The 26,013-nt window shown below is 65.8% G+C and carries 19 protein-coding genes; 17 read left to right on the plus strand and 2 right to left on the minus strand.

All coding sequences use genetic code 11. The annotated features are described in order from the left end of the window. Positions 1–194 precede the first annotated feature (194 nt). From ACFFC4_RS16815 to ACFFC4_RS16875, 13 genes are all read left to right on the plus strand, one after another. Positions 195–1,289, plus strand: coding sequence for an ABC transporter ATP-binding protein (locus tag ACFFC4_RS16815; RefSeq protein ID WP_375502947.1), 1,095 nt, complete (start codon positions 195–197; stop codon positions 1,287–1,289). Next, positions 1,289–2,065: an MlaE family ABC transporter permease gene (locus tag ACFFC4_RS16820; RefSeq protein ID WP_375502949.1), complete on the plus strand. Its 777-nt coding sequence runs from the start codon at positions 1,289–1,291 to the stop codon at positions 2,063–2,065. Before ACFFC4_RS16815 ends, ACFFC4_RS16820 begins: the two co-directional genes overlap by 1 nt. A 1-nt stretch (position 2,066) precedes the next feature. Continuing rightward, complete coding sequence (locus ACFFC4_RS16825; protein ID WP_375502951.1) at positions 2,067–2,909, plus strand: MlaE family ABC transporter permease; 843 nt, start codon at positions 2,067–2,069, stop codon at positions 2,907–2,909. Positions 2,910–2,912: 3 nt separating this feature from the next. Continuing rightward, a complete protein-coding gene (locus tag ACFFC4_RS16830) occupies positions 2,913–4,238 on the plus strand; it encodes an MCE family protein (protein WP_375502953.1) in 1,326 nt (441 codons plus the stop codon). Beyond that, positions 4,235–5,296 carry an MCE family protein gene (locus ACFFC4_RS16835; protein WP_375502955.1) on the plus strand — a complete coding sequence of 354 codons (1,062 nt, stop codon included), beginning with the start codon at positions 4,235–4,237 and terminating at the stop codon, positions 5,294–5,296. Before ACFFC4_RS16830 ends, ACFFC4_RS16835 begins: the two co-directional genes overlap by 4 nt. Then, positions 5,296–6,357 (plus strand): MlaD family protein, encoded by a 1,062-nt coding sequence (locus tag ACFFC4_RS16840; protein ID WP_375502957.1) that lies wholly within the window; start codon positions 5,296–5,298, stop codon positions 6,355–6,357. Before ACFFC4_RS16835 ends, ACFFC4_RS16840 begins: the two co-directional genes overlap by 1 nt. After that, complete coding sequence (locus ACFFC4_RS16845; RefSeq protein ID WP_375502959.1) at positions 6,350–7,612, plus strand: MCE family protein; 1,263 nt, start codon at positions 6,350–6,352, stop codon at positions 7,610–7,612. Before ACFFC4_RS16840 ends, ACFFC4_RS16845 begins: the two co-directional genes overlap by 8 nt. Next, complete coding sequence (locus ACFFC4_RS16850; protein ID WP_375502961.1) at positions 7,609–8,742, plus strand: MCE family protein; 1,134 nt, start codon at positions 7,609–7,611, stop codon at positions 8,740–8,742. The genes ACFFC4_RS16845 and ACFFC4_RS16850 overlap by 4 nt, the downstream gene beginning before the upstream one ends. Positions 8,743–8,749: 7 nt before the next feature. After that, entirely contained in the window at positions 8,750–10,063 is a 1,314-nt protein-coding gene (locus tag ACFFC4_RS16855) for an MCE family protein (protein WP_375502963.1), read from the plus strand. Positions 10,064–10,164: 101 nt separating this feature from the next. Next, on the plus strand, positions 10,165–10,686 hold the full coding sequence (locus ACFFC4_RS16860; RefSeq protein ID WP_375502965.1) for a hypothetical protein: 522 nt from the start codon (positions 10,165–10,167) through the stop codon (positions 10,684–10,686). A gap of 27 nt (positions 10,687–10,713) precedes the next feature. Beyond that, on the plus strand, positions 10,714–11,628 hold the full coding sequence (locus tag ACFFC4_RS16865; RefSeq protein ID WP_375502967.1) for a hypothetical protein: 915 nt from the start codon (positions 10,714–10,716) through the stop codon (positions 11,626–11,628). A 386-nt stretch (positions 11,629–12,014) separates the two neighbouring features. Continuing rightward, complete coding sequence (gene rpoB, locus ACFFC4_RS16870) at positions 12,015–15,449, plus strand: DNA-directed RNA polymerase subunit beta (RefSeq protein ID WP_375502969.1); 3,435 nt, start codon at positions 12,015–12,017, stop codon at positions 15,447–15,449. An 83-nt stretch (positions 15,450–15,532) separates the two neighbouring features. Beyond that, on the plus strand, positions 15,533–19,435 hold the full coding sequence (locus tag ACFFC4_RS16875) for a DNA-directed RNA polymerase subunit beta' (protein ID WP_375502971.1): 3,903 nt from the start codon (positions 15,533–15,535) through the stop codon (positions 19,433–19,435). Between the two features lie 269 nt (positions 19,436–19,704). On the opposite strand, the gene ACFFC4_RS16880 is transcribed toward ACFFC4_RS16875, so the two are convergent. Together ACFFC4_RS16880 and ACFFC4_RS16885 are read right to left on the minus strand one after the other, a co-directional pair. Further along, on the minus strand, positions 19,705–20,205 hold the full coding sequence (locus ACFFC4_RS16880; protein WP_375502973.1) for a hypothetical protein: 501 nt from the start codon (positions 20,203–20,205) through the stop codon (positions 19,705–19,707). Positions 20,206–20,917: 712 nt separating this feature from the next. After that, the gene (locus ACFFC4_RS16885) at positions 20,918–21,442 is read right to left on the minus strand and encodes a GNAT family N-acetyltransferase (protein ID WP_375502975.1); all 525 of its coding nucleotides are present in this window, start codon (positions 21,440–21,442) and stop codon (positions 20,918–20,920) included. 392 nt (positions 21,443–21,834) lie between these two features. Here ACFFC4_RS16885 and rpsL point away from each other — a divergent pair, with 392 nt between their 5' ends. The 4 genes from rpsL to tuf all read left to right on the plus strand — a co-directional run. Continuing rightward, entirely contained in the window at positions 21,835–22,209 is a 375-nt protein-coding gene (rpsL, locus tag ACFFC4_RS16890) for a 30S ribosomal protein S12 (protein ID WP_375502977.1), read from the plus strand. Continuing rightward, entirely contained in the window at positions 22,209–22,679 is a 471-nt protein-coding gene (gene rpsG / locus ACFFC4_RS16895; RefSeq protein WP_375502979.1) for a 30S ribosomal protein S7, read from the plus strand. Before rpsL ends, rpsG begins: the two co-directional genes overlap by 1 nt. 97 nt (positions 22,680–22,776) lie before the next feature. After that, a complete protein-coding gene (gene fusA, locus ACFFC4_RS16900; RefSeq protein ID WP_375502981.1) occupies positions 22,777–24,873 on the plus strand; it encodes an elongation factor G in 2,097 nt (698 codons plus the stop codon). 116 nt (positions 24,874–24,989) lie between these two features. Beyond that, on the plus strand, positions 24,990–26,013 hold a 1,024-nt coding region (tuf, locus tag ACFFC4_RS16905), incomplete at its 3' end, for an elongation factor Tu (RefSeq protein ID WP_375502983.1).

Raw genomic sequence — 26,013 nt, forward strand, 5'->3', positions numbered from 1 at the left:
GGCCCGAGGCACTGAGATCGCGCTGATCTGATCGACAACTTGCGAGAGCGTGTCGTCGGGAAATATGCGAAGCTAGGCCGCCGCTGCGGTTACCAACGAGTAGCTCGCTGGTTACATTGTTTGCGTCACAGTGTGTGCTAGGTCGCAGGTCGTGCCAGATAGCGGCGCGGAGGTTGCCGAAGGAGGACGTCGCAGTGGGTGTCGAGGTCGCGGTCCACGAGCTGACGAAGTCCTTCGGTCGGCAGACGATCTGGGGCGATGTCACGCTCACCCTGCCGCCCGGCGAGGTGTCGGCCCTGCTCGGCCCGTCCGGTACCGGCAAGTCGGTGTTCCTCAAGTCGTTGATCGGCCTGCTCAAGCCCGACAAGGGTTCGATCATCATCCGCGACGTCGACATCGCCCGCTGCAGCGAGTCCAAGCTCTACGAGACCCGCAAGCTGTTCGGTGTGCTGTTCCAGGACGGCGCCCTGTTCGGCTCGATGACCCTGTTCGACAACGTCGCCTTCCCCCTTCGCGAGCACACCAAGAAGAGCGAGAAGGAGGTCAAGTCCATCGTCATGGAGAAGATGGACATGGTCGGCCTGGCGGGAGCCGAGGGCAAGCTGCCTGGTGAGATCTCCGGCGGTATGCGTAAACGCGCCGGCCTGGCCCGCGCCCTGGTCCTGAACCCCGAGATCATCCTCGTCGACGAGCCGGACTCCGGCCTGGACCCGGTGCGCACCACCTACATCAGCCAACTGTTCCTCGACATCAACGCCAACACCGACGCCACGTTCCTCATCGTCACGCACAACATCAACATGGCCCGCACGGTGCCCGACAACCTGGGCATGCTGTTTCGCAAGGAGCTGGTCATGTTCGGCCCCCGCGAGGTTCTGCTGACCAGCGAGGAGCCGGTCATCAAGCAGTTCCTCAACGGCACGATGGACGGCCCGATCGGCATGTCCGAGGAGAAGGACGCCGCGCAGATGGCGGCCGAACGGGCCATGTTCGAGGCCGGGCACAACGCCGGCGGCGACGAGGTCGAGGGCGTGCCGAACCAGCTGCAGTGCTCGCCGGGCATGCCCGAGCGCAAGGCAGTTGCCCGTCGCCGGCAGCGGGTCCGCGACATGATGCACACGCTGCCCGAGCAGGCCCAGGAAGCCATCAAGCGGCTCATGGAGGACGAGGACCGCGACGCCGAGAAGACCCGCGACGCGCTCGCCAAGTCCAACAACGACGCGGGCGGTAGCTCTGATACCGGCTCCGACGACAGCGACCGTTACGCGACGCCTGCGGGCCGAGGCTGATGCCCAGCCTGTCGCCCGTCGCCGGAGTACGTAACGCCGGGAGCCTGTTCGCGCTCTTCCTCGACGTCGGCCGCCTGCTGTTCAAGCGTCCGTTCCAGGTTCGCGAATTCGTCCAGCAGTCGTGGTTCGTTGCGAGCGTGACGATCTTCCCGACGATGCTGGTCTCGATCCCGTTCGGCGCCGTCATCGCTCTCGAACTGGGCACGCTGGCCCGGCAGATCGGTGCACAGTCATTCACCGGTTCGGCGTCCGTGCTGGCCATCATCCGCGAAGCCAGCCCGATCGTCGTGGCGCTGCTGATCGCCGGCGCCGGCGGGTCGGCCATCTGCGCCGACCTCGGCAGCCGCAAGATCCGCGACGAGATCGACGCCATGGAGGTGCTCGGCATCTCGCCGGTGCAACGGCTCGTCGTGCCCCGCGTCCTGGCAACCACGCTGATCGCTGTCGCCCTGAACGGACTGGTCAGTGTCGTCGGCGTGATGGGTGGCTACTTCTTCAACGTGGTGCTGCAGGGGGGCACGCCAGGTGCGTACCTGGCCAGCTTCTCCGCCCTGGCCCAGCTACCCGACCTGTGGACGGGTGAGGTCAAGGCCTTGATCTTCGGGATCATCGCCGGGGTGGTTGCCGCTTACAAGGGCCTCAACGCCGGCGGGGGCCCGAAGGGCGTGGGTGACGCGGTAAACCAGTCCGTGGTCATCACGTTCCTGTTGCTCTTCTTCACCAACTTCGTGATCACGGCCGTGTACTTCCAGGTCGTCCCGGCGAAGGGCACCTGACATGGCCAGTGACGTGTTGGTCTCGGCCAAGAAGCTGGTCAGCGTGCCGCTCGGCATCCTGGACGACTTCGGTGACCAGATGTCGTTCTACGGCAAGGCACTGGCCTGGACGCCACGAACAGTCACCCGCTACAAGAAGGAGACGTTGCGCCTGCTGGCGGAGGTCGTCTTCGGCAGCGGTGCCCTTGCTGTCATCGGTGGCACGGTCGGCGTTATCGCCTTCCTGTGCTTCTTCACCGGCACCGAGGTCGGTCTGCAGGGTTACGCCGCGCTCGACCAGTTGGGTGTCGCGTCGTACTCCGGCTTCATCACCGCATTCTTCAACACCCGCGAGATCGCGCCACTGCAGGCCGGGATCGCGCTGTCGGCGACCGTCGGCTGCGGGTTCACCGCTCAACTAGGCGCCATGCGCATCAGCGAGGAGATTGACGCCCTCGAGGTCATGGCCGTCCCGAGCCTGCCGTTCCTGGTGACCACGCGCATCATCGCCGGCTTCATCGCCGTGATCCCGCTCTACATCATCGGCCTGCTGTCGTCCTACCTGGCGTCGTACGCGATCGTCGTCTACTACTACCAGGACTCGGCCGGCACCTATTCGCACTACTTTCATCTGTTCCTGCCACCCGAGGACGTGATCTGGTCCTTCTTCAAGGTCCTCGTCTTCGCGGTGATCATCATCCTGACGCACTGCTACTTCGGCTACAACGCCTCGGGCGGTCCGGCCGGCGTCGGTGTGGCGGTGGGCCGCGCGGTCCGGCTGGCCATTGTCGCGGTCATCGTCGTGGACTTCTTCCTGTCCTTCGCCATCTGGGGTTCGACCACCAGCGTGCGGATCGCGGGGTAACACGTGCCTGCTGAGTCATTCGCCACCAAGACCAAGCGACGCCTGCTCGGCCTGCTGTTCATCGCCCTCGTGGTCGCGCTGATCTCGCTGTCGATCGCGATCTACAACAAGGCGTTCACGAAGACGGTCGACGTGACGTTGAAGGCCGACCACACCGGCAACCAGTTGATCCTGGATTCCGACGTCAAGGAACGCGGCATCATCGTCGGATCCGTCAAGGCTGTGAAGGCCGACGGCGCCAATGCCAGTGTCACGCTGGCGCTCGAGCCGAGCCGGGTCAAGGACATCCCGAGTAACGTCAAGGCCCAGATCCTGCCCAAGACCCTGTTCGGCGAGCAGTACGTCTCGTTGACGCTGCCGAAGAGTTCGGCGGGCACGGTGGCAGGGGTGCGTCCGATCAAGAACGGTGACGTGATCCCCCAAGACCGTTCGGAGGGCGCACTCGAGGCTCAGGATGTCCTCGGCGACCTGCTGCCCCTGCTGAACGCGGTGCAACCGGCCGAATTGAACAGCACACTGACGGCGCTGGCGACCGCACTCAACGGGCGCGGCGAGGAACTCGGCCGCACGCTGGTCAACCTGAACAAATACCTGACCATCCTCAACCCGCACACCCAGGCCCTGGTCGACGACCTGCAGAAGCTGGGCAAGGTCGCGTTGGAGTACAACGAGGTCGCCCCGGACATCTTCGCCACCTTGCAGAACCTGCAGACGTCGGTGCGCACGGTGGTGCAGAAGCAACAGGGCTTCGACAACCTGCTGACGACCGGAACCAGCACCTCTAACGTCGTGGCCGGCTTCCTGTCCGACAACCGCGAGCGGCTCATCAGCGTCACCGGACAGTCGGCCAAGATGTTCGCGCTGCTCGATGAGTACTCACCGGAATTCACCTGTCTGCTGTCCGGGATCAGCAACCTCGCAGACGGTGCGGGCAAGGCGATCTACAACAGTCAGATCCACCTCGAGATCACCATCGACAACGGGTACAACACGACCAAGTACGTCCCGGGCAACCAGCCGAAGCTTGTGACAGGTTATGGGCCGAACTGTTTCGGCCTGCCGGACAACCCGACACCCGTCGTTGACGGGAAGTTCCAGATCCCGGACAAGTACCGCTGCCTCAACGACGGTGCCCCGCTGACCGAAGGCTGCAGCGGTGCCACGCAGACGTCCGCGGTCACCAACCCCTCCATCGGGTCTGCCGCGGAGTCGGCGATGGTCAACACGCTGATCGCCGGGGCCATCGGCACCACGCCGAACAAGGTGCCCGGTGGTACCACCTTGCTCGCGGCGCCGTTGATGCGCGGGCACGAGGTGGTCGTCAAATGAGGGGATTACTGGCTCCGCTGATCAAACTGACGGTGTTCCTGGTGATCACCGTCATGGTTACCTACGTGCTGGCCGTCACCATCTCGAACCAGTCATTCGGTTCGGTGCACAGCTACAAGGCCAACTTCACTGACGTCACGGGTCTCAACGAGGGCGACGACGTGCGCATCGCCGGGGTGCGCGTCGGCACGGTCGAAAGCATCAAGATCGTGCGTCGCGCCAATGACACGTCGGTGGCACAGGTCGGGTTCACCGTGCAGAAGTCCCGGTCGTTGCCGGTGTCGATCACAGCTGCAATGCGGTACCGCAACCTTGTCGGGCAGCGCTACCTCGACGTCGAACCTGCCGCTGGCGGGTCGGCCAAGCTGCTCAAGCCGGGCAGCACCATCCCGCTGACCCAGACCAGTCCGGCGGTCGATCTGACGGTTCTGTTCCAGGGTTTCCAGCCGCTGGTGCAGGGACTGAACCCGACCCAGGTGAACCAGTTGGCCTACGAGGTCATCCAGACGTTCCAGGGCGAGGGCGGTGCACTGGTCAAGCTGCTCAGCAACCTGGCCACGCTCACCAACGCACTGGCCGACAAGGATCGCGTCATCGGCGAAGTCATCGACAACCTCAGCTCGGTGCTGAAGGCGGTCAGCGCCCGTGACACGGAACTGTCCAACCTCATCGTCCAGCTGAAGAACTTCGTCAGCGGACTGGCCAAGGACCGCACCACGATCGGCAACGCGATCTCCGGTATCAACAATCTGGCGACGTCTACCGCGGGCCTGTTGACCCAGATCCGCGCGCCGCTGCGTTCCGACATCGTCGACCTCACCGGACTGGCCTCGAGCCTGAACAAGAACAGCTCGACTATTCAGTACGTGCTCGACAACCTGGCCCCCACGGTGGGCGGCCTGATCCGGACCGCGCAGTACGGGTCCTGGTTCAACTTCTACCTGTGCTCGGTGTCCGGTGACCTCACGATCGGTTCCGGCGCCACGGGCATCAACATCCCGCTCGCTCCGCTCGTCAGCGGCTTGCAGGGCTCAACGACGGCCGGGAGGTGCAGCTGATGGGTTCCGAAAACCGCGATGACATGGACGGCGAATACACGAAGCCCGTGAAGACGAAGCGCGCGCCGCGCCTCGGCAAGTCCTTCACCTCGCGCAACCCGACACCCATCGGGGCGATCGGGCTCGTGTTCATCCTGGTCCTGCTGGTGGCAGCGTTCAACGCGGCAAGCCTCCCGCTCATCGGCGGTGGCACCAGCTACTCGGCCATGTTCACCACGTCGGCGAACCTCAAGGAGGGCGCCGACGTCCGCATCGCCGGTGTCAAGGTCGGCGAGGTCGATACGGTGGCCATCGACCGGCCGGCCGGCCTCGTCAAGGTCACCTTTCTGGTGAAGGACGGATGGGTCGGCAACGAAAGCTTCGCTCGGATCAAGCTGCGCACCCTGCTCGGCGCCAAGTACGTCGAAATCGACTCGCAGGGCACCAAGCAGCTGAAGGCCGGCTCGACGATCCCCAAATCTCGCACCGAGTCGCCGTTTGACGTGTACCCGGCCTTCACCGCGCTCACGGACACGGTCCAGAAGATCGACACCAACCAGCTGGCCAGTGCCTTCAATACGCTGTCCGCCGACTTCGCCAACACCCCGTCGTCGGTCAAGCCGGTGGTCACCGGTCTGTCGAGGCTGTCGTTGACGATCAGCTCGCGCGACCAGCAGCTGCGAACCCTGCTGTCCCGGACGAATTCCGTCACCACCGTGCTGGCCGACCGGTCAGCGGATCTGCAGACCCTGCTGGCCGACGGCAATCTGCTGCTCGGCGAGCTGAACGCGCGTCGCAACGCGATCCACTCGTTGCTCATCAACACCCAGACGCTGTCCCTCCAGCTCAGCGGACTGGTCAGCGACAACCAGCGCACCCTGGACCCCCTGCTGACCCAGGTGAACAAGGTGCTCAAGCAGCTCAACGACAACCAGGACAGCCTCGACCGGGGCCTGGCTCTGCTCGGGCCGTTCTACCGGGTCTTCAACAACGTCATCGGCAACGGGCGCTGGTTCGACAACTACATCGAGAACCTCAGCGTTGCCGGCGTGCTCGGCCAGATCCTGCCGGTGGGTGAGTGACGTGAAAAAGGTGAGCAAGGGGCTCGGGCGCATCGTCGTTCTCGTCGTGGTGCTGGCCATCGTGGCCACCGGCGCCTACTACGCGTTCTTCAAGGGCTCCGGCGAGAAGAAGGTGTCAGCCAACTTCGACGAGGCCGTCGGCATCTATGTGGGTACACCCGTCAAGATCCTGGGTGTGAACGTCGGAACCGTCGACAGCGTCAAGCCGGGGCCCAGTGGCGTCAAGGTGACGATGTCCTACGACTCCAGCTACCAGTTGCCCGCCAACGTCCAGGGTGTCGAGGTTGCCAACTCGTTGGTCTCGGACCGCTACATCCAGCTGCAGCCCGCCTACAAGAGCGGCGCGGTGATGCGCGACGGCGGCACGATCGCCAACAAGAACACGTCAGGTCCGGCCGAGCTCGATGACATCTACGCCTCGCTGAACCAGCTGTCCGTTGCGCTCGGCCCGAACGGTGCGAACAAGGGCGGCAAGGAGAGCGGGGCCCTGTCAACCCTGCTCAAGGTGTCCGCCGCCAACCTCAAGGGTAACGGCGCCGCGCTGGGTAACAGCATCACGCAGCTGTCCAAGGCTGCCCGCACGCTGTCCTCGAGCCGAGGTGACTTGTTCCAAACGGTGTCCAACCTGCGGACGTTCACCGGTGCGCTGGAGACCAGCGACGGACAGGTTCGCCTGTTCAACACCCAGCTGGCGCAGGTTGCCGGCGACCTGGCCGGCGAACGCACCGATCTCGGCGCGGCTCTCCGCGACCTCGGGTTGGCGCTCAACAACGTGGACACTTTCGTGAAGAACAATGCGAGCAAGCTGCACACATCGATCACGTCACTGAAGCAGCTGACCGGAATTCTGGTCGCCGAGAAGGGCTCGCTGGAGGAGACACTGGCCATCGCCCCGGTCGCGCTGGCGAACATCACCCACGCGTACTCGCCCACGGTTGGCGGGATCGCGACGCGCAGCAACCTGTCGTCACTGACCAACCCGGTTCAGCTGTGCAAGCTGTTGAACACGAGCATCGTTGACAAACTCCTACCGATCTCGGCGGTCACGAACGTCGTGAAGGGGCTGGGCAAGGTATGTACCGCTGCCCTGTCCGGCCAGGGCCTCGACCTCAGCACCCTGTTAGGGGTGTTCGGCGGCACGCTGCCGCTGCCGGCGGGACTTGGCGGGGTTATCGGCACCGGCACCACGGGCGGTATCGGTGGCGGCGGGTTGAGCATCCTCACCGGCGGGTTGACGGGCGGGTCCGGGTCATGATGCGAGTCCACCGGTCGCGCTCGGGCGTTCTTGCGCTGCTGGCCGTAGCCAGTCTCGTGCTGTCCGGCTGTGGCTTCCAGGGGCTTTACTCCGCCTCGCTGCCAGGAGGCGCCGACCTCGGCGACCACCCGATCACAATCGTGGCGCACTTCGACGACGTCCTCGACCTCGTGCCGCAGTCGGCGGTGAAGGTGAACGACATCGCCGAAGGCAAGGTCACCAAGATCTCGCTGGACGGGTGGAAGGCGAAGGTCACCATGCAGGTGAACTCCCGCGTCTCCCTACCGGCGAATGCCCGGGCCGAGGTCAACCAGACCTCCTTGCTCGGTGAGAAGTACGTGGCCCTCGAGCAGCCACTGGGCGCACCGTCGACCAGCAAACTTAAAAGCGGTGCCGACATCCCGCTGTCCAGGACGCGGTCGGCTCCCGAGGTCGAGCAGGTGCTCGGTGCGCTGTCGTTGCTGCTGAACCAGGGCGGCGTGGAACAGATCCAGGTCATCGCCCGCGAGCTCAACACCGCGCTCAAGGGCAACGAGAGCGCCATCAGGAGCCTGATCGGGCAGCTGAACACGTTTGTCGGCACGCTGAACGGGCAACGCGACAAGATCACCACCGCACTCGATGACGTGAATACGCTGGCTGCCACGTTGAACAGGCAGCAAACTGTCCTCACCGATGCGCTCGACACCTACCCGGCGGCGCTCGCAGTGCTGTCTCAGGAGCGGGGCAAGCTGACGACGCTACTGTCCAGCCTGTCGCGGCTGGGTACGGTTGCCACCAGTGTCATCACGGCCACCCAGGCCGACTTCGTCAGCGCGTTGAAGTCCTTGAGCCAACCGTTGAAGCAACTCACGGCGTCGGGTGCGAATCTGCCGAAGGCGCTGCGCATCGCCGGCACCTTCCCGTTTCCGCTCGGGCGTTCCCGCGAATTTGTCAAGGGTGACTACGCTAACCTGTCAGCGATCTTGAACCTGAATCTCACCGACCAGCTCTGCGGTGCGCTGGGTAGCCAGCTGCCGTTGCTGTGCACGACGAAGTCGCCAACGCTCCCGACGCTCCCGACGGTGGCTGGGGCGAACTCCAGCTCGAGCAAGAAGCTCCAGCCGCAGCTCATCGGTACGGGGAAGTGAGCCGGCGGTGCTGAGGCGATCCACCAAGATCCAGCTGATCCTGTTCGTGATCATCACCTTGGTCGGCGTGTCCTACGTGTCGGCCGAGTACGTGGGGTTGGCTAAAAACATCCTGGGCAACGACGGGTGCACGGTCAAAGCCAACTTCCCGGATTCCGGCGGCATCTTCACCAACGCGGAGGTCACTTACCGGGGTGTGACGGTCGGCAAGGTCGGCACGATGCGCCTTATCCGCAACGGTGTGCAGGTCGACCTGCAACTCGACGACTGCAACGCTCCGCGCGTACCGATCAACTCGAAGGCTGTGGTCGCGAACCGCTCGGTGGTCGGTGAGCAGTACGTCAACCTGATCCCGGCGAGCGGGTCGGGTCAGGCCGGACCGTTCGTGCACGGCAGCGATGTCGTGCTGCCGATGTCGCGCAACTCGATCCCGACGGCCACGAAGACCCTGCTGGTGAACCTCGACCGGTTGATCAACTCGATCCCGCTCGACGCCCTGCGTACGACCGTCAATGAACTCGACCTCGCCGTGAACAACCGCGGTTCCGACCTCGGCCGGCTGCTCGACGCCAGCGACACCCTGCTGCGCGCCGCACTCCAACCGCAGAACGTCGACAACACGATCGCCCTCATCGAGAACTCGGCCACCGTGTTGCAGACCCAGCTCGACGAGCAGGACCCGTTGCGGAGCTGGACGCGCAGTCTGAACCTGTTGTCCGCCCAGTTGAAGACCAGCGACCCGGACATCCGGCGGCTGTTCGACGAGTCACCGGCCGCCCTCAACACGGTCCAAACATTCGTCCGAGACAACCGCACCGACCTCGGGATCGTGCTCGCCAACCTCTCGGTGACGGGTAGCCAGGTCATCCGCCACCTCGACGGAGTGGAGCAGGTCCTCGAGCTGTATCCGGCGCTCGCCGCCGGCGGCGCGTCGGTTCTGCGCAAGTCCGGGACCGCGCAGCTGGGCCTCATCCTGTCCACCAAGCCGGGCCCTACCGGCAACCAGGACCCAGGGAACAACCCGCGCGACTGCGGCGATCCGACGAAGGCCGGCGAGGGGTACAACGGCGTCAAGCGGCCACCTAGCGACCTGACTCCGATCGCGCCGGACGTGTCGGCGCAGTGCACGGCTCCCCTCAGCAGCGGGACGAACGTGCGCGGTTCGGCTCATGTACCCGGCGGCGACCCGATCAGCGTGTCTGGCGGCGGGTACGCCTATCCGCGGGTCCAGACGACCAACACATTGGGTGACACCCTGCAGAAGCCGAACGCCCTCGGCGATGCGTCCTGGCTGACCCTGCTGACCGACGGGCTGCACTGATTCTCAACCTGCAGGGGTAGCGTTTTCACCAGCCAGGTGGGCGTTCCGCCGTGCCCAGCATGCCGGATACATGTCCTGTACTCACCACAGATCGGAACAGCATGTCGGACTCAGGCCGCGCCGCGGAACGCTCGTGGGCCCCGTGGCTGGTCGCCGTCGTCGCGGGCGTGGTGTTCGTCGCCGGCATCATCGTCTACTACGCGCCACTGAGGAGCGCCCGCGCCGACGATGCCGTCGGGCAGTTCTCTGCTCGTGAGACAGCTGCGATGACCGCCGCAGCGGTCGAGACGGCGAACCTGCTGACCTATCACCGCGCGACGTACACCGCCGATTACAACCGAGCTGTCAACGGCGCAACGGGAGCCTTGAGAAAGGACATCGCGGGCAAGAAGGCACTCACGCTCGCCACGATCACCAAGGGCAAGTTCGACCTGACGGCGCGGGTGACCCATCAAGCCCTCGTTGGTGCATCCGGCAAGAACACCATCGTCGTGTTGATCAGCATCAATGGCTACAAGTCGACCGCGCCTGACGTTCCGACGCAGCAGAACCTGCAGGTCACGATGACCAAGGTCGGTTCGCGATGGCTGGCCAGCAACGTTCAGACTCCGGGAGTGTCATGACCGTCCGTGTTGACAGGTTGGTGCGCAGTGGCTGACAGCACGGAGTCCGACGCAGCCGGCGCTGCGCCCGAGGAGGCGGACGCCCGTACGGACGCCCCGGCGGACGTGACAGGTTCGACAGTCCGCCGGCCCAATCCGGCGGCCTCGGCAGCAAGTCGGGCGCGTCGCATCGGCGGCGCGACCGGCACGCACAAGGCCGCGCCGGCGCCGGTCGAACAGGTCAGCGAACCTGTCAAACCCGCTGACGTCGGCCTGCGTCACCGGCTCAGGAAGGCGCAGCCGGCGGCAGCGATCGTCACCACCGACACCTCCCAGACCGCCGATCCCGCCGAGTCCGACACGAGCGTGTCGATGCGGAAACGGCAACCACGGACCACGTCCGCGCGTGACCTGAAGGCGGCGGCGAACAGCGCGTCGGCCACGGTCACGGAGGTGCCGGCCTGGCTGCGGTGGGTGCCGGCGATAGTGCTCAGCCTGTGCGCCGTTGCCATGATCGTGATCATCGCCGTCGCGGCCCACGGCGTCTGGTACGCCAAGCCATCGACCTCGACCGCGCGCGACAAGGTGCTGGCCGCAGCCAAACGCTGCACGGCGGTGGCCAATACGTACAACTACAAGACGCTGGCCGCCGATGAGAAGCGTGGGCTGGCGTGCACCACGGGGGCCTGGACGGCGCAGTACAAGTCGGCGCTCGAGAAAATCGTCAAGCCGACGGCAACTCAACTGAAAGCCAGCCAGACCGTGCAGATCAACTCGGCCGGTGTGGAGTCGGTGACCAACAACGGCAAGCAGTGGACGACCATCGTCTACGGCCAGCTGACCATCAATCAGGCTGCTGCCACGCCCCGCATCGACCAGTTCGCCGCCATCGTGCGGATGGACAAGGTGAAGTCGAGCTACCTGGTTTCCAAGATCGATCTGGTCACCAACCCCAGCGGCTGACGGACCGACACGATCCACAACTAGCCCCGGAACGCTTGACGACCGGGGCGGGGCGGGGCACTCTTTGCTGGCACGGCGAAGAGCAATTGATCCGTCCGCACCCGATCGGCGCACAGTTCCATCAGCGCCGTCGTGGGTCGCCCGGCCGCAGGCCGACGTGCGCGGCGGTTTGACGGTGCTTGCTTGGCGCGCCGTGAACGGCTATTGTCGTTCTTTGCGCTGCCCTCTTATGCCCTGACGGCCCGCTGACTACGTGAGTATCCAGCGGCCTGTTTCGTGGTGCCCCGTTCCGACGGGTCCTGGCCTGGTCTCCAGGCCGGTGCCACCGTGGCAACAACGGCAGCGGGTACGGCTCTGGTAGCACTCGGTCCTTGGAAGGACGCATCTTGGCAGTCTCGCGCTCCGGCAAGTCACGTTCCACCTCCACCAGGTCAGGCATTCCGGGAGCACCGCTCCGGACCTCCTTCGCGAAGATCCGGGAGCCCCTTGAAGTTCCCAACCTTCTCGCGCTGCAGACCGAGTCCTTTGACTGGCTGGTCGGCAACGAGCTGTGGCAGACCCGAAACACCGTCCCCGGCGCCCAGTCCGGTCTCGAGGAGATCCTCACCGAGCTCTCCCCGATCGAGGACTTCTCCGGCTCCATGAGTCTGTCCTTCTCCAACCCGCGCTTCGAGGACGTCAAGGCGTCCATCGAGGAGTGCAAGGACAAGGACATGACCTACGCGGCGCCGCTGTTCGTCACCGCGGAGTTCACCAATAACACCACCGGCGAGATCAAGTCGCAGACGGTGTTCATGGGCGATTTCCCGATGATGACCCGCAAGGGCACCTTCATCATCAACGGCACCGAGCGGGTCGTGGTCAGCCAGCTCGTCCGCTCGCCGGGCGTCTACTTCGACCGCTCGCTGGACAAGACCTCCGACGTCGACGTCTACGCCGTCAAGGTCATCCCCAGCCGCGGCGCGTGGCTCGAGTTCGATGTCGACAAGCGCTCGACGGTCGGCGTTCGCATCGACCGCAAGCGCCGCCAGCCCGTCACCGTGCTGCTCAAGGCCCTCGGCTGGACCGAGGACCGTATCCGCGAGCACTTCGGCTGGTCCGAGACGTTGCTCGCCACCCTGGAGAAGGACCACATCGGCTCGACCGACGAGGCCCTGCTCGACATCTACCGCAAGCTGCGCCCGGGCGAGCCGCCGACGCGCGAGTCGGCGCAGGCCCTGCTGGAGAACCTGTTCTTCAACGGCAAGCGCTACGACCTCGCGAAGGTCGGCCGCTACAAGGTCAACAAGAAGCTCGGCGGCGACACCGAGATCCTCAACGGCACGCTCACCGAGGACGACATCGTCAAGACCATCGAGTACCTGATCCGCCTGCACGCAGGCGAGGACGGTTACGAGACCGACGACATCGACCACTTCGGCAACCGTCGCCTGCGCACCGTGGGCGAGCTGATCCAGAACCAGATCCGCGTCGGGCTGTCCCGCATGGAGCGCGTCGTCCGCGAGCGCATGACCACGCAGGACGTCGAGGCCATCACGCCGCAGACGCTGATCAACATTCGGCCGGTCGTCGCCTCCATCAAGGAGTTCTTCGGCACGTCGCAGCTCTCGCAGTTCATGGACCAGACGAACCCGCTGGCCGGCCTGACCCACAAGCGTCGCCTGTCGGCGTTGGGCCCGGGCGGCCTGTCCCGTGACCGTGCGGGCATGGAGGTCCGTGACGTCCACCCGAGCCACTACGGCCGGATGTGCCCGATCGAGACCCCGGAAGGCCCGAACATCGGCCTGATCGGCTCGCTCGCCAGCTACGGCCGGGTCAACGCGTTCGGCTTCGTCGAGACGCCGTACCGCCGGGTCGACGACGGTCGGGTCACCGACGAGATCGCGTACCTGTCCGCCGACGAGGAAGACCGCTTCGTCATCGCGCAGGCCAACGCCGTCATCGATGCCCAGGGTGTCTTCACGGAGAAGGTGCTGGGCCGGCGCAAGGGTGGCGAGGTCGAGCTGCTCGAGGGCAACGAGGTCGACTACATGGACGTCTCACCGCGCCAGATGGTGTCGGTCGCGTCCGCGATGATCCCGTTCCTCGAGCACGACGACGCGAACCGCGCGCTCATGGGCGCCAACATGCAGCGTCAGGCCGTGCCGCTGCTGCGTGCCGAGGCCCCGCTCGTGGGCACCGGCATGGAGCTGCGCGCCGCCACCGACGCCAGCGACGTCCTGCACGCCGAGAAGCCGGGTGTGGTGACGGAGCTGTCGGCCGACTACATCACCGTCATGGCCGACGACGGCACCCACCAGACGTACCGGCTGCAGAAGTTCGCCCGCTCCAACCAGGGCACGAGCTTCAACCAGAAGCCGATCGTCGACGAGGGTGACCGCGTCGAGGTCGGGCAGGTCATCGCCGACGGCCCGTCCACCGACACCGGTGAGATGGCGCTGGGCAAGAACCTGCTGGTCGCCTACATGCCGTGGGAGGGTCACAACTACGAGGACGCGATCATCCTCAACCAGCGCATCGTCCAGGACGACGTCCTCACCTCGATCCACATCGAGGAGCACGAGGTCGACGCCCGTGACACGAAGCTGGGCGCCGAGGAGATCACCCGCGACATCCCCAACGTCTCGGAGGAGGTCCTTGCCGACCTCGACGAGCGCGGCATCGTGCGCATCGGCGCGGACGTCGTCCCGGGTGACGTCCTGGTCGGCAAGGTCACGCCCAAGGGCGAGACCGAGCTGACCCCGGAGGAGCGCCTGCTGCGCGCCATTTTTGGCGAGAAGGCCCGCGAGGTCCGCGACACGTCGCTGAAGGTGCCGCACGGCGAGGCGGGCAAGGTCATCGGCGTGCGCGTCTTCAGCCGTGAGGACGGCGACGAGCTGGCGCCCGGCGTCAACGAGCTGGTTCGCGTCTACATCGCCCAGAAGCGCAAGATTCAGGACGGTGACAAGCTCGCCGGACGCCACGGCAACAAGGGCGTCATCGCCAAGATCCTGCCGCCCGAGGACATGCCGTTCCTGGTGGACGGCACGCCCGTCGACATCGTGCTTAACCCGCTCGGTGTCCCCGGCCGGATGAACGTGGGCCAGATCCTGGAGATCCACCTCGGGTGGGTCGCCAAGACGGGCTGGAACATCGAGGGCAGCCCCGAGTGGGCGAGCAAGCTCCCGGATGCCGCACGTCAGGGCGAGCCGAACACCAACGTCGCCACCCCGGTGTTCGACGGTGCTCGCGAGGAGGAGATCACAGGTCTGCTCGCCTCCACGTTCCAGACGCGCGACGGTGACCAGCTGATCGGGTCCAGCGGCAAGGCACGGCTGTTCGACGGCCGCTCCGGCGAGCCGTTCCCCGAGCCGGTGTCGGTGGGTTACACCTACATCCTCAAGCTGCTGCACCTCGTCGACGACAAGATCCACGCCCGCTCCACGGGGCCGTACTCGATGATCACCCAGCAGCCGCTAGGTGGTAAGGCGCAGTTCGGTGGCCAGCGCTTCGGCGAGATGGAGTGCTGGGCGATGCAGGCCTACGGTGCGGCCTACGCACTGCAGGAGCTGCTGACGATCAAGTCCGACGACATCCTCGGCCGCGTCAAGGTGTACGAGGCGATCGTCAAGGGCGAGAACATCCCCGAACCCGGCATCCCCGAGTCGTTCAAGGTGCTGCTCAAGGAGCTGCAGAGCCTCTGCCTCAACGTCGAGGTGCTCTCCAGCGACGGCAACACGGTCACCATGCTCGACACCGATGACGATGTGTATCGCGCCGCCGAGGAGCTCGGCATCGACCTGTCCCGGCGCTTCGAGCCGTCCAGCGTCGAAGAAGTCTGATCGGACGTCCTGCACCGGCCCGCCGGCCGGCGCAGGACCAGTCCGTCACCCGCACGAACCCAGCACCAAGAAGGTAGGAACCCTTGCTCGACGTCAACGTGTTCGACGAGCTGCGTATCGGCCTGGCCACCGCGGATCACATCCGGCAGTGGAGCCACGGCGAGGTGAAGAAGCCCGAAACCATCAACTACCGCACCCTGAAGCCGGAGAAGGACGGACTCTTCTGCGAGAAGATCTTCGGCCCGACCCGGGACTGGGAGTGCTACTGCGGCAAGTACAAGCGCGTCCGCTTCAAGGGCATCATCTGCGAGCGCTGCGGCGTCGAGGTCACCCGGGCCAAGGTCCGTCGTGAGCGCATGGGCCACATCGAGCTCGCCGCACCCGTCACGCACATCTGGTACTTCAAGGGCGTCCCGTCGCGCCTGGGTTACCTGCTCGACCTCGCGCCGAAGGATCTCGAGAAGATCATCTACTTCGCCGCGTACCTGATCACGGCCGTCAACGACGAGGAGCGCCACCGCGACCTCCCGACGATCGAGGCCGAGATCAGTGCCGAGAAGAGCGTGCTCGAGAAGAAGCGCGACTCCGATATCGACACCCGCGCCAAGAAGCTCGAAACCGACCTCGCTGCGCTCGAAGCCGAAGGCGCCAAGAGTGACGTCCGCCGCAAGGTGCGCGAGGGCGGCGAGCGCGAGATGCGTCAGCTGCGCGACCGCGCTCAGCGTGAGATCGACCGTCTCGACGAGGTCATGGACACGTTCCGCAAGCTCGACGTCAAGCAGCTGATCAGTGACGAGCTGCTCTACCGCGAGCTGCGCGACCGCTTCGGCGACTACTTCGAGGGCGGCATGGGCGCCGAGTCGCTCCAGACGCTGCTCAAGAACTTCGACCTCGACGCCGAGGCCGAGTCGCTGCGCGAGACGATCCGTTCGGGCAAGGGCCAGAAGAAGATCCGTGCGCTCAAGCGTCTGAAGGTGGTGGCCTCCTTCCTGGCCACGACCAACAGTCCGCAGGGCATGGTGCTCGACTGCGTCCCGGTCATCCCGCCGGACCTGCGTCCGATGGTGCAGCTCGACGGTGGGCGCTTCGCGACCTCCGACCTCAACGACCTGTACCGGCGCGTCATCAACCGCAACAACCGCCTCAAGCGACTGATCGACCTCGGCGCGCCCGAGATCATCGTCAACAACGAGAAGCGGATGCTGCAGGAGTCCGTCGACGCCCTGTTCGACAACGGCCGCCGGGGCCGTCCGGTCACCGGACCGGGCAACCGCCCGCTCAAGTCGCTGTCGGACCTGCTCAAGGGCAAGCAGGGTCGGTTCCGTCAGAACCTGCTCGGCAAGCGAGTCGACTACTCCGGCCGTTCGGTCATCATCGTCGGCCCGAAGCTCAAGCTGCACCAGTGCGGCCTGCCCAAGGGCATGGCGCTCGAGCTGTTCAAGCCGTTTGTCATGAAGCGTCTGGTCGACCTGTCGCACGCGCAGAACATCAAGTCGGCCAAGCGCATGGTCGAGCGCGCGCGCCCGGTGGTGTGGGACGTCCTGGAAGAGGTCATCCGCGAGCACCCGGTGCTGCTCAACCGCGCACCGACGCTGCACCGCCTGGGCATCCAGGCCTTCGAGCCGCAGCTGGTCGAGGGCAAGGCCATCCAGATCCACCCGCTCGTCTGCACGGCGTTCAACGCCGACTTCGACGGTGACCAGATGGCGGTGCACCTGCCGCTGTCGGCCGAGGCCCAGGCCGAGGCGCGGATCCTGATGCTGTCGACGAACAACATCCTCAAGCCGGCCGACGGCCGCCCGGTCACGATGCCGACCCAGGACATGATCCTTGGCCTGTACCACCTGACTGCGGTGCGTCCAGACGGTGACGGTGCCGGGCACGTGTACTCCTCTGAGGCCGAAGCGGTCATGGCCCGCGACATCGGGTCCCTGCACCTGCAGTCGCCGGTGCAGATCCGGCTCAAGAACGTCACCTCGGTCGATAACGGCGCGGGTAACGAGAAGTGGACTGCCCCGGAGGGCTGGGAGCCGGGTCAGCCGCTGCTGCTGCAGACGACGCTGGGCCGGTGCTTGTTCAACGAGGCACTGCCGCCGAACTACCGGTTCGTCAACTATCCGGTGACCAAGAAGGAGCTCGGCCCGATCGTCAACGACCTGGCCGAGCGGTACCCGAAGGTCGAGGTTGCCAACACGCTGGACAACCTCAAGGCCGCCGGCTTCCACTGGGCGACCCGGTCGGGCATCACGATCGCCATCGACGACGTCGTCACGCCGCCGCGCAAGGCCGAGATCCTCGAGCGTTACGAGAAGGATGCCGAAAAGATCGAGAAGCAGTACCAGCGCGGCGTCATCACCGAGGAGGAGCGCCGTCAGGAGCTCGTCGAGGTGTGGACGAAGGCGACCAGCGAGGTCGCCAAGGAGATGGAAGCCAACTTCCCGAAGAACAACCCGGTCTATATCATGGTCAACTCCGGTGCGCGCGGAAACATGATGCAGATGCGGCAGATCGCCGGTATGCGCGGCCTGGTCGCGAACCCGAAGGGCGAGATCATCCCGCGCCCGATCAAGGCGAACTTCCGCGAGGGCCTATCGGTGCTCGAGTACTTCATCGCTACCCACGGTGCTCGCAAGGGTCTGGCCGACACGGCGCTGCGTACGGCCGACTCTGGGTATCTGACCCGTCGTCTCGTCGACGTCAGCCAGGACGTGATCATCCGTGAGGAGGACTGCGGTACCGACCGCGGCCTCGCCATGGTGATCGCCGACAAGCTGGCCGACGGCACCCTGGTGAAGGACGTGCACGTCGAGACCTCGGTCTACGCCCGCGTCCTGGCCGAGGACATCAGCCAGGGCAAGACGGTCATCGCGGCCGCCGGCACCGACCTGGGCGACGTCCTGATCGACACCTTGATCGAGGCCGGCATCAGTGAGGTACGGGTCCGCTCGGTCCTCACCTGCGAGTCCTCGCTGGGCACCTGTGCCAGCTGTTACGGCCGCTCGCTGGCCACCGGCAAGCTCGTGGACGTCGGCGAGGCGGTCGGCATCATCGCCGCCCAGTCGATCGGTGAGCCCGGCACCCAGCTGACCATGCGTACGTTCCACACCGGCGGCATTGCCGGTGACGACATCACGCACGGCCTGCCCCGGGTGGGCGAGCTGTTCGAGGCTCGCGTCCCCAAGGGCATGTCGCCCATCGCGGAAGCCAGCGGTCGGGTGCGCATCGAGGAGTCCGACGGTTCCAAGGGCAGCTCAAGGCGGATCATCATCACCCCCGACGACGGTGACGAGGAGAAGGAGTACCCGATCAGCCGGCGTGCGCGTCCGCTGATCAACGAGGGCGCTTCGGTCGAGGCCGGTACGCAGCTGATCTCGGGTGCGGTCAACCCGCACGACGTGCTGCGCATCATGGGCCCGCGCGAGGTGCAGCTGCACCTCGTCCGCGAGGTCCAGGAGGTGTACCGCTCGCAGGGTGTCGCCATCCACGACAAGCACATCGAGGTGATCATCCGCCAGATGCTCAAGCGCATCACGGTGATCGAGTCGGGTGCCACCGAGTTCCTGCCGGGCTCGCTCGTCGAGCGCACGATGTTCGAGAGCGAGAACCGGCGCGTGGTGGCCGAGGGCAACGAGCCGGCTTCGGGCCGTCCGGTGCTCATGGGTATCACCAAGGCCTCGCTGGCCACCGAGTCGTGGCTGTCGGCAGCTTCCTTCCAGGAGACGACCCGCGTCCTCACCGACGCGGCCATCTCGGCCAAGAGCGACTCGCTCGTCGGCCTGAAGGAGAACGTGATCATCGGCAAGCTGATCCCGGCCGGCACCGGCATCGCCCGGTACCGCAACGTCGACGTCGCCCCCACTGAAGAAGCGCGTGCTGCTGCCTTCAGCATGGCCGGCTACGACGAGAACGACTACTACGGGTTCGGCAACAACCAGCTCGGCCCGGCCGTCCCGCTCGACGAGTTCGGCTACGACGACTACAGGTAGGTAGTTCGCAAAGACGGGCCGGTTCCCTTCGGGGAGCCGGCCCGTTTCGCGTCTTCGTCCGCCCGCCCGTCCGTCCGTCCGTCCGTCCCCCCCCCCCCGCCGCCCGCCCCGCGCCGCCCGCCCGCCCTGCGCCGCCCCCACCGAGTTGTCCGCCCCTCGACCCGCGTCGACGTGTTGAGGGGCGGACAGCTCGTGGTGCGCTGCGGACATCCTCGGAGTAGTCCGCCCTACGACACGCCCCGACGGGATGACGGGCGGACAAGTTCGGTTCACGGGGTGTGCGCACGTCGCATCCGACGCAGCTGATCGACGACCCGCTGCTCCGCCAGCCGGACTCCGAGCGACGCGAAGCGCAGAACCGGACTGCCGTCGATCACGATCTCATTCTGACGGTCGAGGTCGTCCCAGTACGACCGGGGCTGTAGATGCACCGCGCCATCGACCTCGACGACCAGCACGACGCCGTCCGGCAGATCAAATTCGGCGTCGACGTATCGCCATCGGCCGTGCGGATCCCGTCGCAGCGCCTGACGACGTGGCCGTGGCAGCCCGGCGCGCAGTGCGATCGGGCCCAGCTCGATTTCGGCCAGCGTGTGGCCACCACCGCCGATATCGCCGAGGATCGCCCGCATAATGGCGGCGTGCCGGACCCGGCCTGCTTTACGTAGCTCATTCTCGAGATGGCCCGCGGTGAGAAGTTGCTGCTGCACCCCCGCGCAGAGGACCGCACATGCACGGCGCGGACTGGTCGACCAGCACGCCGTGTCCAAGACGGCCCGCGCCGTCGACGTCCTCGGTGGGCCGGAACCCCGGCGCACGTCTTGTGCCGAGAACCGCCGCGATTCGTGGACTTTGACCCAAGACGGCAACGCGGTATGCGTGTCATGGGGAACGACGATGTGGACCTTGTCCGGCTCGAACCCGGCCAGACCTGCGGACGCTGCCGCGCTCGGACCGGCGAGCGCGACTGCTTTGGACACCAGCAACATTGCGACCCACTGCCGCTGGGTCGCCGTCAGGGGTGCGTTGCTCAGCACGACAACCGTGCGACCCATGGCCCGCCACCGATGGGCGTGTACGGCGGCGTCGATCTCACTCGGTGTGACCCCGAGGCGGCGCAGCTGCGAGCGCCGAAGCACGCCCGCCTGTGACCACGCCAGATACCTGATCGCCGGTGGAACGGCTAGCAGCTCCTCGGCGCGCGGTTGGCGCTGCTGCAACAGTGGGCGGGGAAGCACGAGTGCCACCGTGACCCGTATCGGTGGACTCCGTCAGGTTGAGAACGCCAGCTGTGGATTACGAACCGGCCTGTGGATCACCTCTCGCGGTCTCGGTTGGCGATGTTGTCCGCGCGCGGACACGCGATAGCGGTTTGACGGGCGGACAAGTCGGCCGACGCCGGCTGCCACCTCGAGTTGTCCGCTTCTTGACACGCCCTGCCGGGTTGAGGGGCGGACAAGTCGGGAGGGGCGGGGTGCGGGCTCAGCGCAGGGCTGGCGGATCGGGTGGGTCGGGGGAGTCGAGCAGGGGGCGTTGGACGAACAGCACGTCGTGCCAGCGCTCGAACTTCCACCCGATGGCCCGGTACACGCCAACTGGCTCGAAGCCCAACGCCCGATGCAGGCCCTCGCTGGCGGCGTTGGGCAGCGTCATGCCGGCCACGGCCTGGTGGTAGCCGAGCTGTGCCAGGCGGGGAAGCAGGACGTCGTACAGGGCCCGACCGAGACCATGACGTCCCAGACCGGGCGCGAGGTAGACGCTGACCTCGCAGGCAAATCGGTACGCGGCGCGGGACTTGAACTCCCCGCCGTACGCGTAGCCCAGCACCTGCCTCGCGTCCGCAACCACCAACCAGGCGTGCCCCTGCTGCGCCGCGGCAATCCGTTCAGCCATCTGGGCCGCAGACGGTGCCTCGAGCTCGAAGCTGACGGCGGTGTCCTGGACGTAGGGTGCATAGACGGCCGCGCAGCTCACGGCATCAGCGGCCGTCGCGTCGCGGATCAGCATCCGCCGAGGTTAGGGGCCCCGGGGCGGATTTGGACCTCCGGATACGCACGAGTACTCTCGATAATCGTGCCCGGAAACATGCGGGCGCTGATGGTGTGCCCGTGGTGCAGCAGCTCGACGATCGCCTGACGATCGGCGGTTGGCGCCGGATGAGACGGGTAGATCCAGGTAGGAACAGCCGGAACGGCAGCAGTGCTGCGCCGGCACACAGATCGTCACGGACGGGCATGACACGCCCGACCGCGGGGATCGGAAGTACTCATCCAGGGCCCGCAGTTCGGGGCCTGTGACAACACAACAGCAGGTTTCATGGGGTGTGCCGCGTCGGCGTGCACTGCTTCGAAGTCCGACATATCGCGCAAAGTCACTAGCAGAGGGAGATTGCAGGCCGCATGCCTACGATCCAGCAGTTGGTCCGTAAGGGCCGGCAGGACAAGGTCGACAAGACCAAGACGCCGGCACTGAAGAGTTCGCCGCAGCGACGTGGTGTCTGCACCCGCGTTTACACGACAACCCCGAAGAAGCCGAACTCCGCGCTGCGCAAGGTCGCGCGCGTGCGGCTGACCAGCCAGATCGAGGTCACCGCCTACATCCCCGGCGTGGGGCACAACCTGCAGGAGCACTCGATCGTGCTCGTGCGCGGCGGCCGGGTGAAGGACCTCCCCGGCGTCCGCTACAAGATCATTCGCGGCTCGCTCGACACCCAGGGTGTGCGCGGCCGCAAGCAGGGCCGCAGCAAGTACGGCGCGAAGAAGGAGAAGAGCTAATGCCTCGTAAGGGCCCCGCGCCGAAGCGCCCCCTCGTCGTCGACCCGGTCTTCGGGTCCCCGCTGGTCACCCAGCTGGTGAACAAGGTGCTGCTGTCCGGCAAGAAGTCCACCGCCGAGAGCATCGTCTACGGCGCCATGGAAGGCACCCGCGACAAGACGGGCGCCGACCCGGTCATCACCCTCAAGCGCGCGCTGGACAACGTGAAGCCGACCCTCGAGGTGAAGAGCCGCCGAGTCGGTGGCGCCACCTACCAGGTGCCGATCGAGGTCAAGCCGGGCCGTAGCACCACCCTCGCGCTGCGTTGGTTGGTCAGCTACTCCCGTCAGCGTCGCGAGAAGACGATGACCGAGCGCCTCATGAACGAGATCCTCGACGCCAGCAACGGCCTCGGCGCCAGCGTCAAGCGTCGCGAAGACACCCACAAGATGGCCGAATCCAACAAGGCCTTCGCCCACTACCGCTGGTAAGAAACCCCACCAAGTTTTCTTGCTTCGCTCGAAAATTTGTCGGGGACCCCGACAAGCATCCGAGCACGACCGCCCGCAGTAAGGAAGACGAGAACACATGGCTGACAACGCCGAACTCGCCACGACCCGCAACATCGGGATCATGGCGCACATCGACGCGGGCAAGACCACGACGACCGAGCGCATCCTCTTCTACACCGGTATCAACTACAAGATCGGTGAGGTCCACGACGGCGCGGCCACGATGGACTGGATGGAGCAGGAGCAGGAGCGCGGCATCACGATCACGTCCGCCGCGACGACCTGCACCTGGGACAACCACACGATCAACATCATCGACACCCCCGGCCACGTCGACTTCACGGTCGAGGTCGAGCGGTCGCTGCGCGTGCTCGACGGCGCGGTTGCCGTGTACGACGGTGTCGCCGGCGTCGAGCCGCAGACCGAGACCGTCTGGCGCCAGGCCGACAAGTACAGCGTTCCGCGCATGTGCTTCGTCAACAAGCTCGACCGCACCGGTGCCGACTTCTTCCGTTGCGTCGACATGATGCGCGACCGCCTCAACAGCAATGCGCTCGTCCTGCAGCTCCCGATCGGTAACGAGGCCGACTTCATCGGCGTCGTCGACCTGGTCGAGATGCGCGCGCTGACCTGGCGCGGCGAGACGAAGCTGGGCGAGGACTTCGCCGTCGAAGAGATCCCCGCCGATCTCGCCGACCAGGCGAAGGAGTACCACGACAAGCTCATCGAGCAGCTCGCCGACGTCGACGACGACATCGCCGAGGCCTACCTCGACGGAGCCGACCTCGATGTCGCCACGGTCAAGGCCGCCATCCGGCGCGCGACGTTGGCCGACTTCGTCAACCCGGTGTTGACCGGCTCGGCCTTCAAGAACAAGGGCGTCCAGCCGATGCTGGATGCGGTCATCGACTACCTGCCCTCACCGCTGGACGTCGGCGCGGTGCACGGTCTGCTCCAGGACGGCGAGACCACCGCCGATCGCAGGCCCGACGAGTCCGAGCCGTTCGCCGGCCTGGCCTTCAAGATCGCCACCGACAAGTTCCTCGGCAAGCTGACCTTCGTGCGCATCTACTCCGGCGTCGTCGAGAACGGGGCTCAGGTCCTGAACTCGACGAAGGACCGCAAGGAGCGGATCGGCAAGATCTATCAGATGCACGCGAACAAGCGTGAGGAGATGGCGCGCGCCGGAGCGGGCGACATCATCGCCGTTGCAGGCATGAAGCAGACCACCACCGGTGACACGCTCTGCGACCCGGCCAAGCCCATCGTCCTGGAGTCCATGACGTTCCCGGCCCCGGTCATCGACGTCGCCATCGAGCCGAAGACCAAGGCCGACCAGGTCAAGCTGGGCACCGCGATCCAGAAGCTGGCCGAAGAGGACCCGACGTTCCGCGTCCAGAACGACGAGGAGACCGGCCAGACCGTCATCTCCGGCATGGGCGAGCTGCACCTCGAGATCCTCGTCGACCGCATGCGTCGCGAGTTCGAGGTCGAGGCCAACGTCGGCAAGCCGCAGGTGGCCTACCGCGAGACCATCCGTCGCACCGTCGAGCGCGAGGACCTCACCTACAAGAAGCAGACCGGTGGTTCCGGGCAGTACGCGAAGGTCCAGGTCGCTCTGGCACCGCTGGAGATGACGCCCGACGGCCCGACGTACGAGTTCGAGAACAAGGTCACGGGTGGCCGCATCCCCAAGGAGTTCATCCCCTCGGTGGATGCCGGCGCGCAGGAGGCCATGCAGTACGGCATCCTCGCCGGGTACCCGCTGGTCGGCGTGAAGTTCACGCTGCTCGACGGTGGCTACCACGATGTCGACTCCTCCGAGATGGCGTTCAAGATCGCCGGCTCGATGGTGTTCAAGGCCGCTGCCCGCAAGGCGCAACCGGTGCTGCTCGAGCCGATGATGGCCGTCGAGGTCATCACGCCCGAGGACAACATGGGCGATGTCATCGGCGACATCAACTCCCGCCGCGGCCAGATCCAGGCCATGGAGGAGCGCGGCGGTGCTCGCGTCGTCAAGGCGCTCGTGCCGCTGTCGGAGATGTTCGGCTACGTCGGCGACCTGCGGTCCAAGACCCAGGGGCGGGCCAGCTACTCCATGCAGTTCGACAGCTACGCCGAGGTGCCGGCGAACGTCGCGAAGGACATCATCGCGAAGGCGACCGGCGAGTAGCCAGTTGGGGGCTTCGCCCCCAACGCCCCCCAATTTCACATGCATTGACTGAAGGCAACAAACACAGCGCGGCGAAGCAAGCTTCACCGCAACAACCGAAGGGTTAGGGATCCATCGTGGCGAAGGCCAAGTTCGAGCGGACGAAGCCGCACGTCAACATCGGGACCATCGGTCACATCGACCATGGCAAGACGACGCTGACCGCTGCCATCTCCCGCGTGCTGCACGACAAGTACCCGGCGCTGAACCCGAACACCGAGGCGTTCGACCAGATCGACAAGGCGCCTGAGGAGCGGCAGCGCGGCATCACGATCTCGATCGCGCACATCGAGTACCAGACCGAGCAGCGCCACTACGCGCACGTCGATTGCCCCGGGCACGCCGACTACATCAAGAACATGATCACCGGCGCGGCCCAGATGGACGGCGCGATCCTCGTGGTCGCAGCCACCGACGGTCCGATGCCGCAGACCAAGGAGCACGTGCTCCTGGCCCGCCAGGTCGGCGTCCCCTACATCGTCGTCGCGCTGAACAAGGCCGACATGGTTGACGACGAGGAGATCATGGAGCTCGTCGAGCTCGAGGTCCGCGAGCTGCTGACCCAGTACGAGTTCGACGGCGACGACGCTCCGATCGTCAAGGTCTCGGCGCTCAAGGCGCTCGAGGGTGACGCCAAGTGGGGCGAGTCGGTTCTCGAGCTGATGCAGGCCGTCGACGATTCCATCCCGCAGCCCGAGCGCGAGACCGAGAAGCCCTTCCTCATGCCCATCGAGGACGTCTTCACGATCACCGGTCGCGGCACGGTCGTCACCGGCCGCATCGAGCGCGGCATCCTCAAGGTCAACGAGACCGTCGACATCGTCGGTATCCGTCCCGACAAGCAGACCACGACGGTCACCGGCATCGAGATGTTCCGCAAGCTGCTCGACGAGGGCCAGGCCGGCGAGAACGTGGGCCTGCTGCTGCGTGGCATCAAGCGCGAGGACGTCGAGCGCGGCCAGGTCATCATCAAGCCGGGCACGACGACCCCGCACACGAAGTTCGACGCGAACGTCTACATCCTGTCCAAGGACGAGGGTGGCCGGCACACGCCGTTCTTCAACAACTACCGCCCGCAGTTCTACTTCCGCACCACGGACG

The sequence above is a fragment of the uncultured Jatrophihabitans sp. genome, from assembly GCF_964244045.1.
In the GTDB taxonomy this organism is placed as follows: domain Bacteria; phylum Actinomycetota; class Actinomycetes; order Mycobacteriales; family Jatrophihabitantaceae; genus Jatrophihabitans.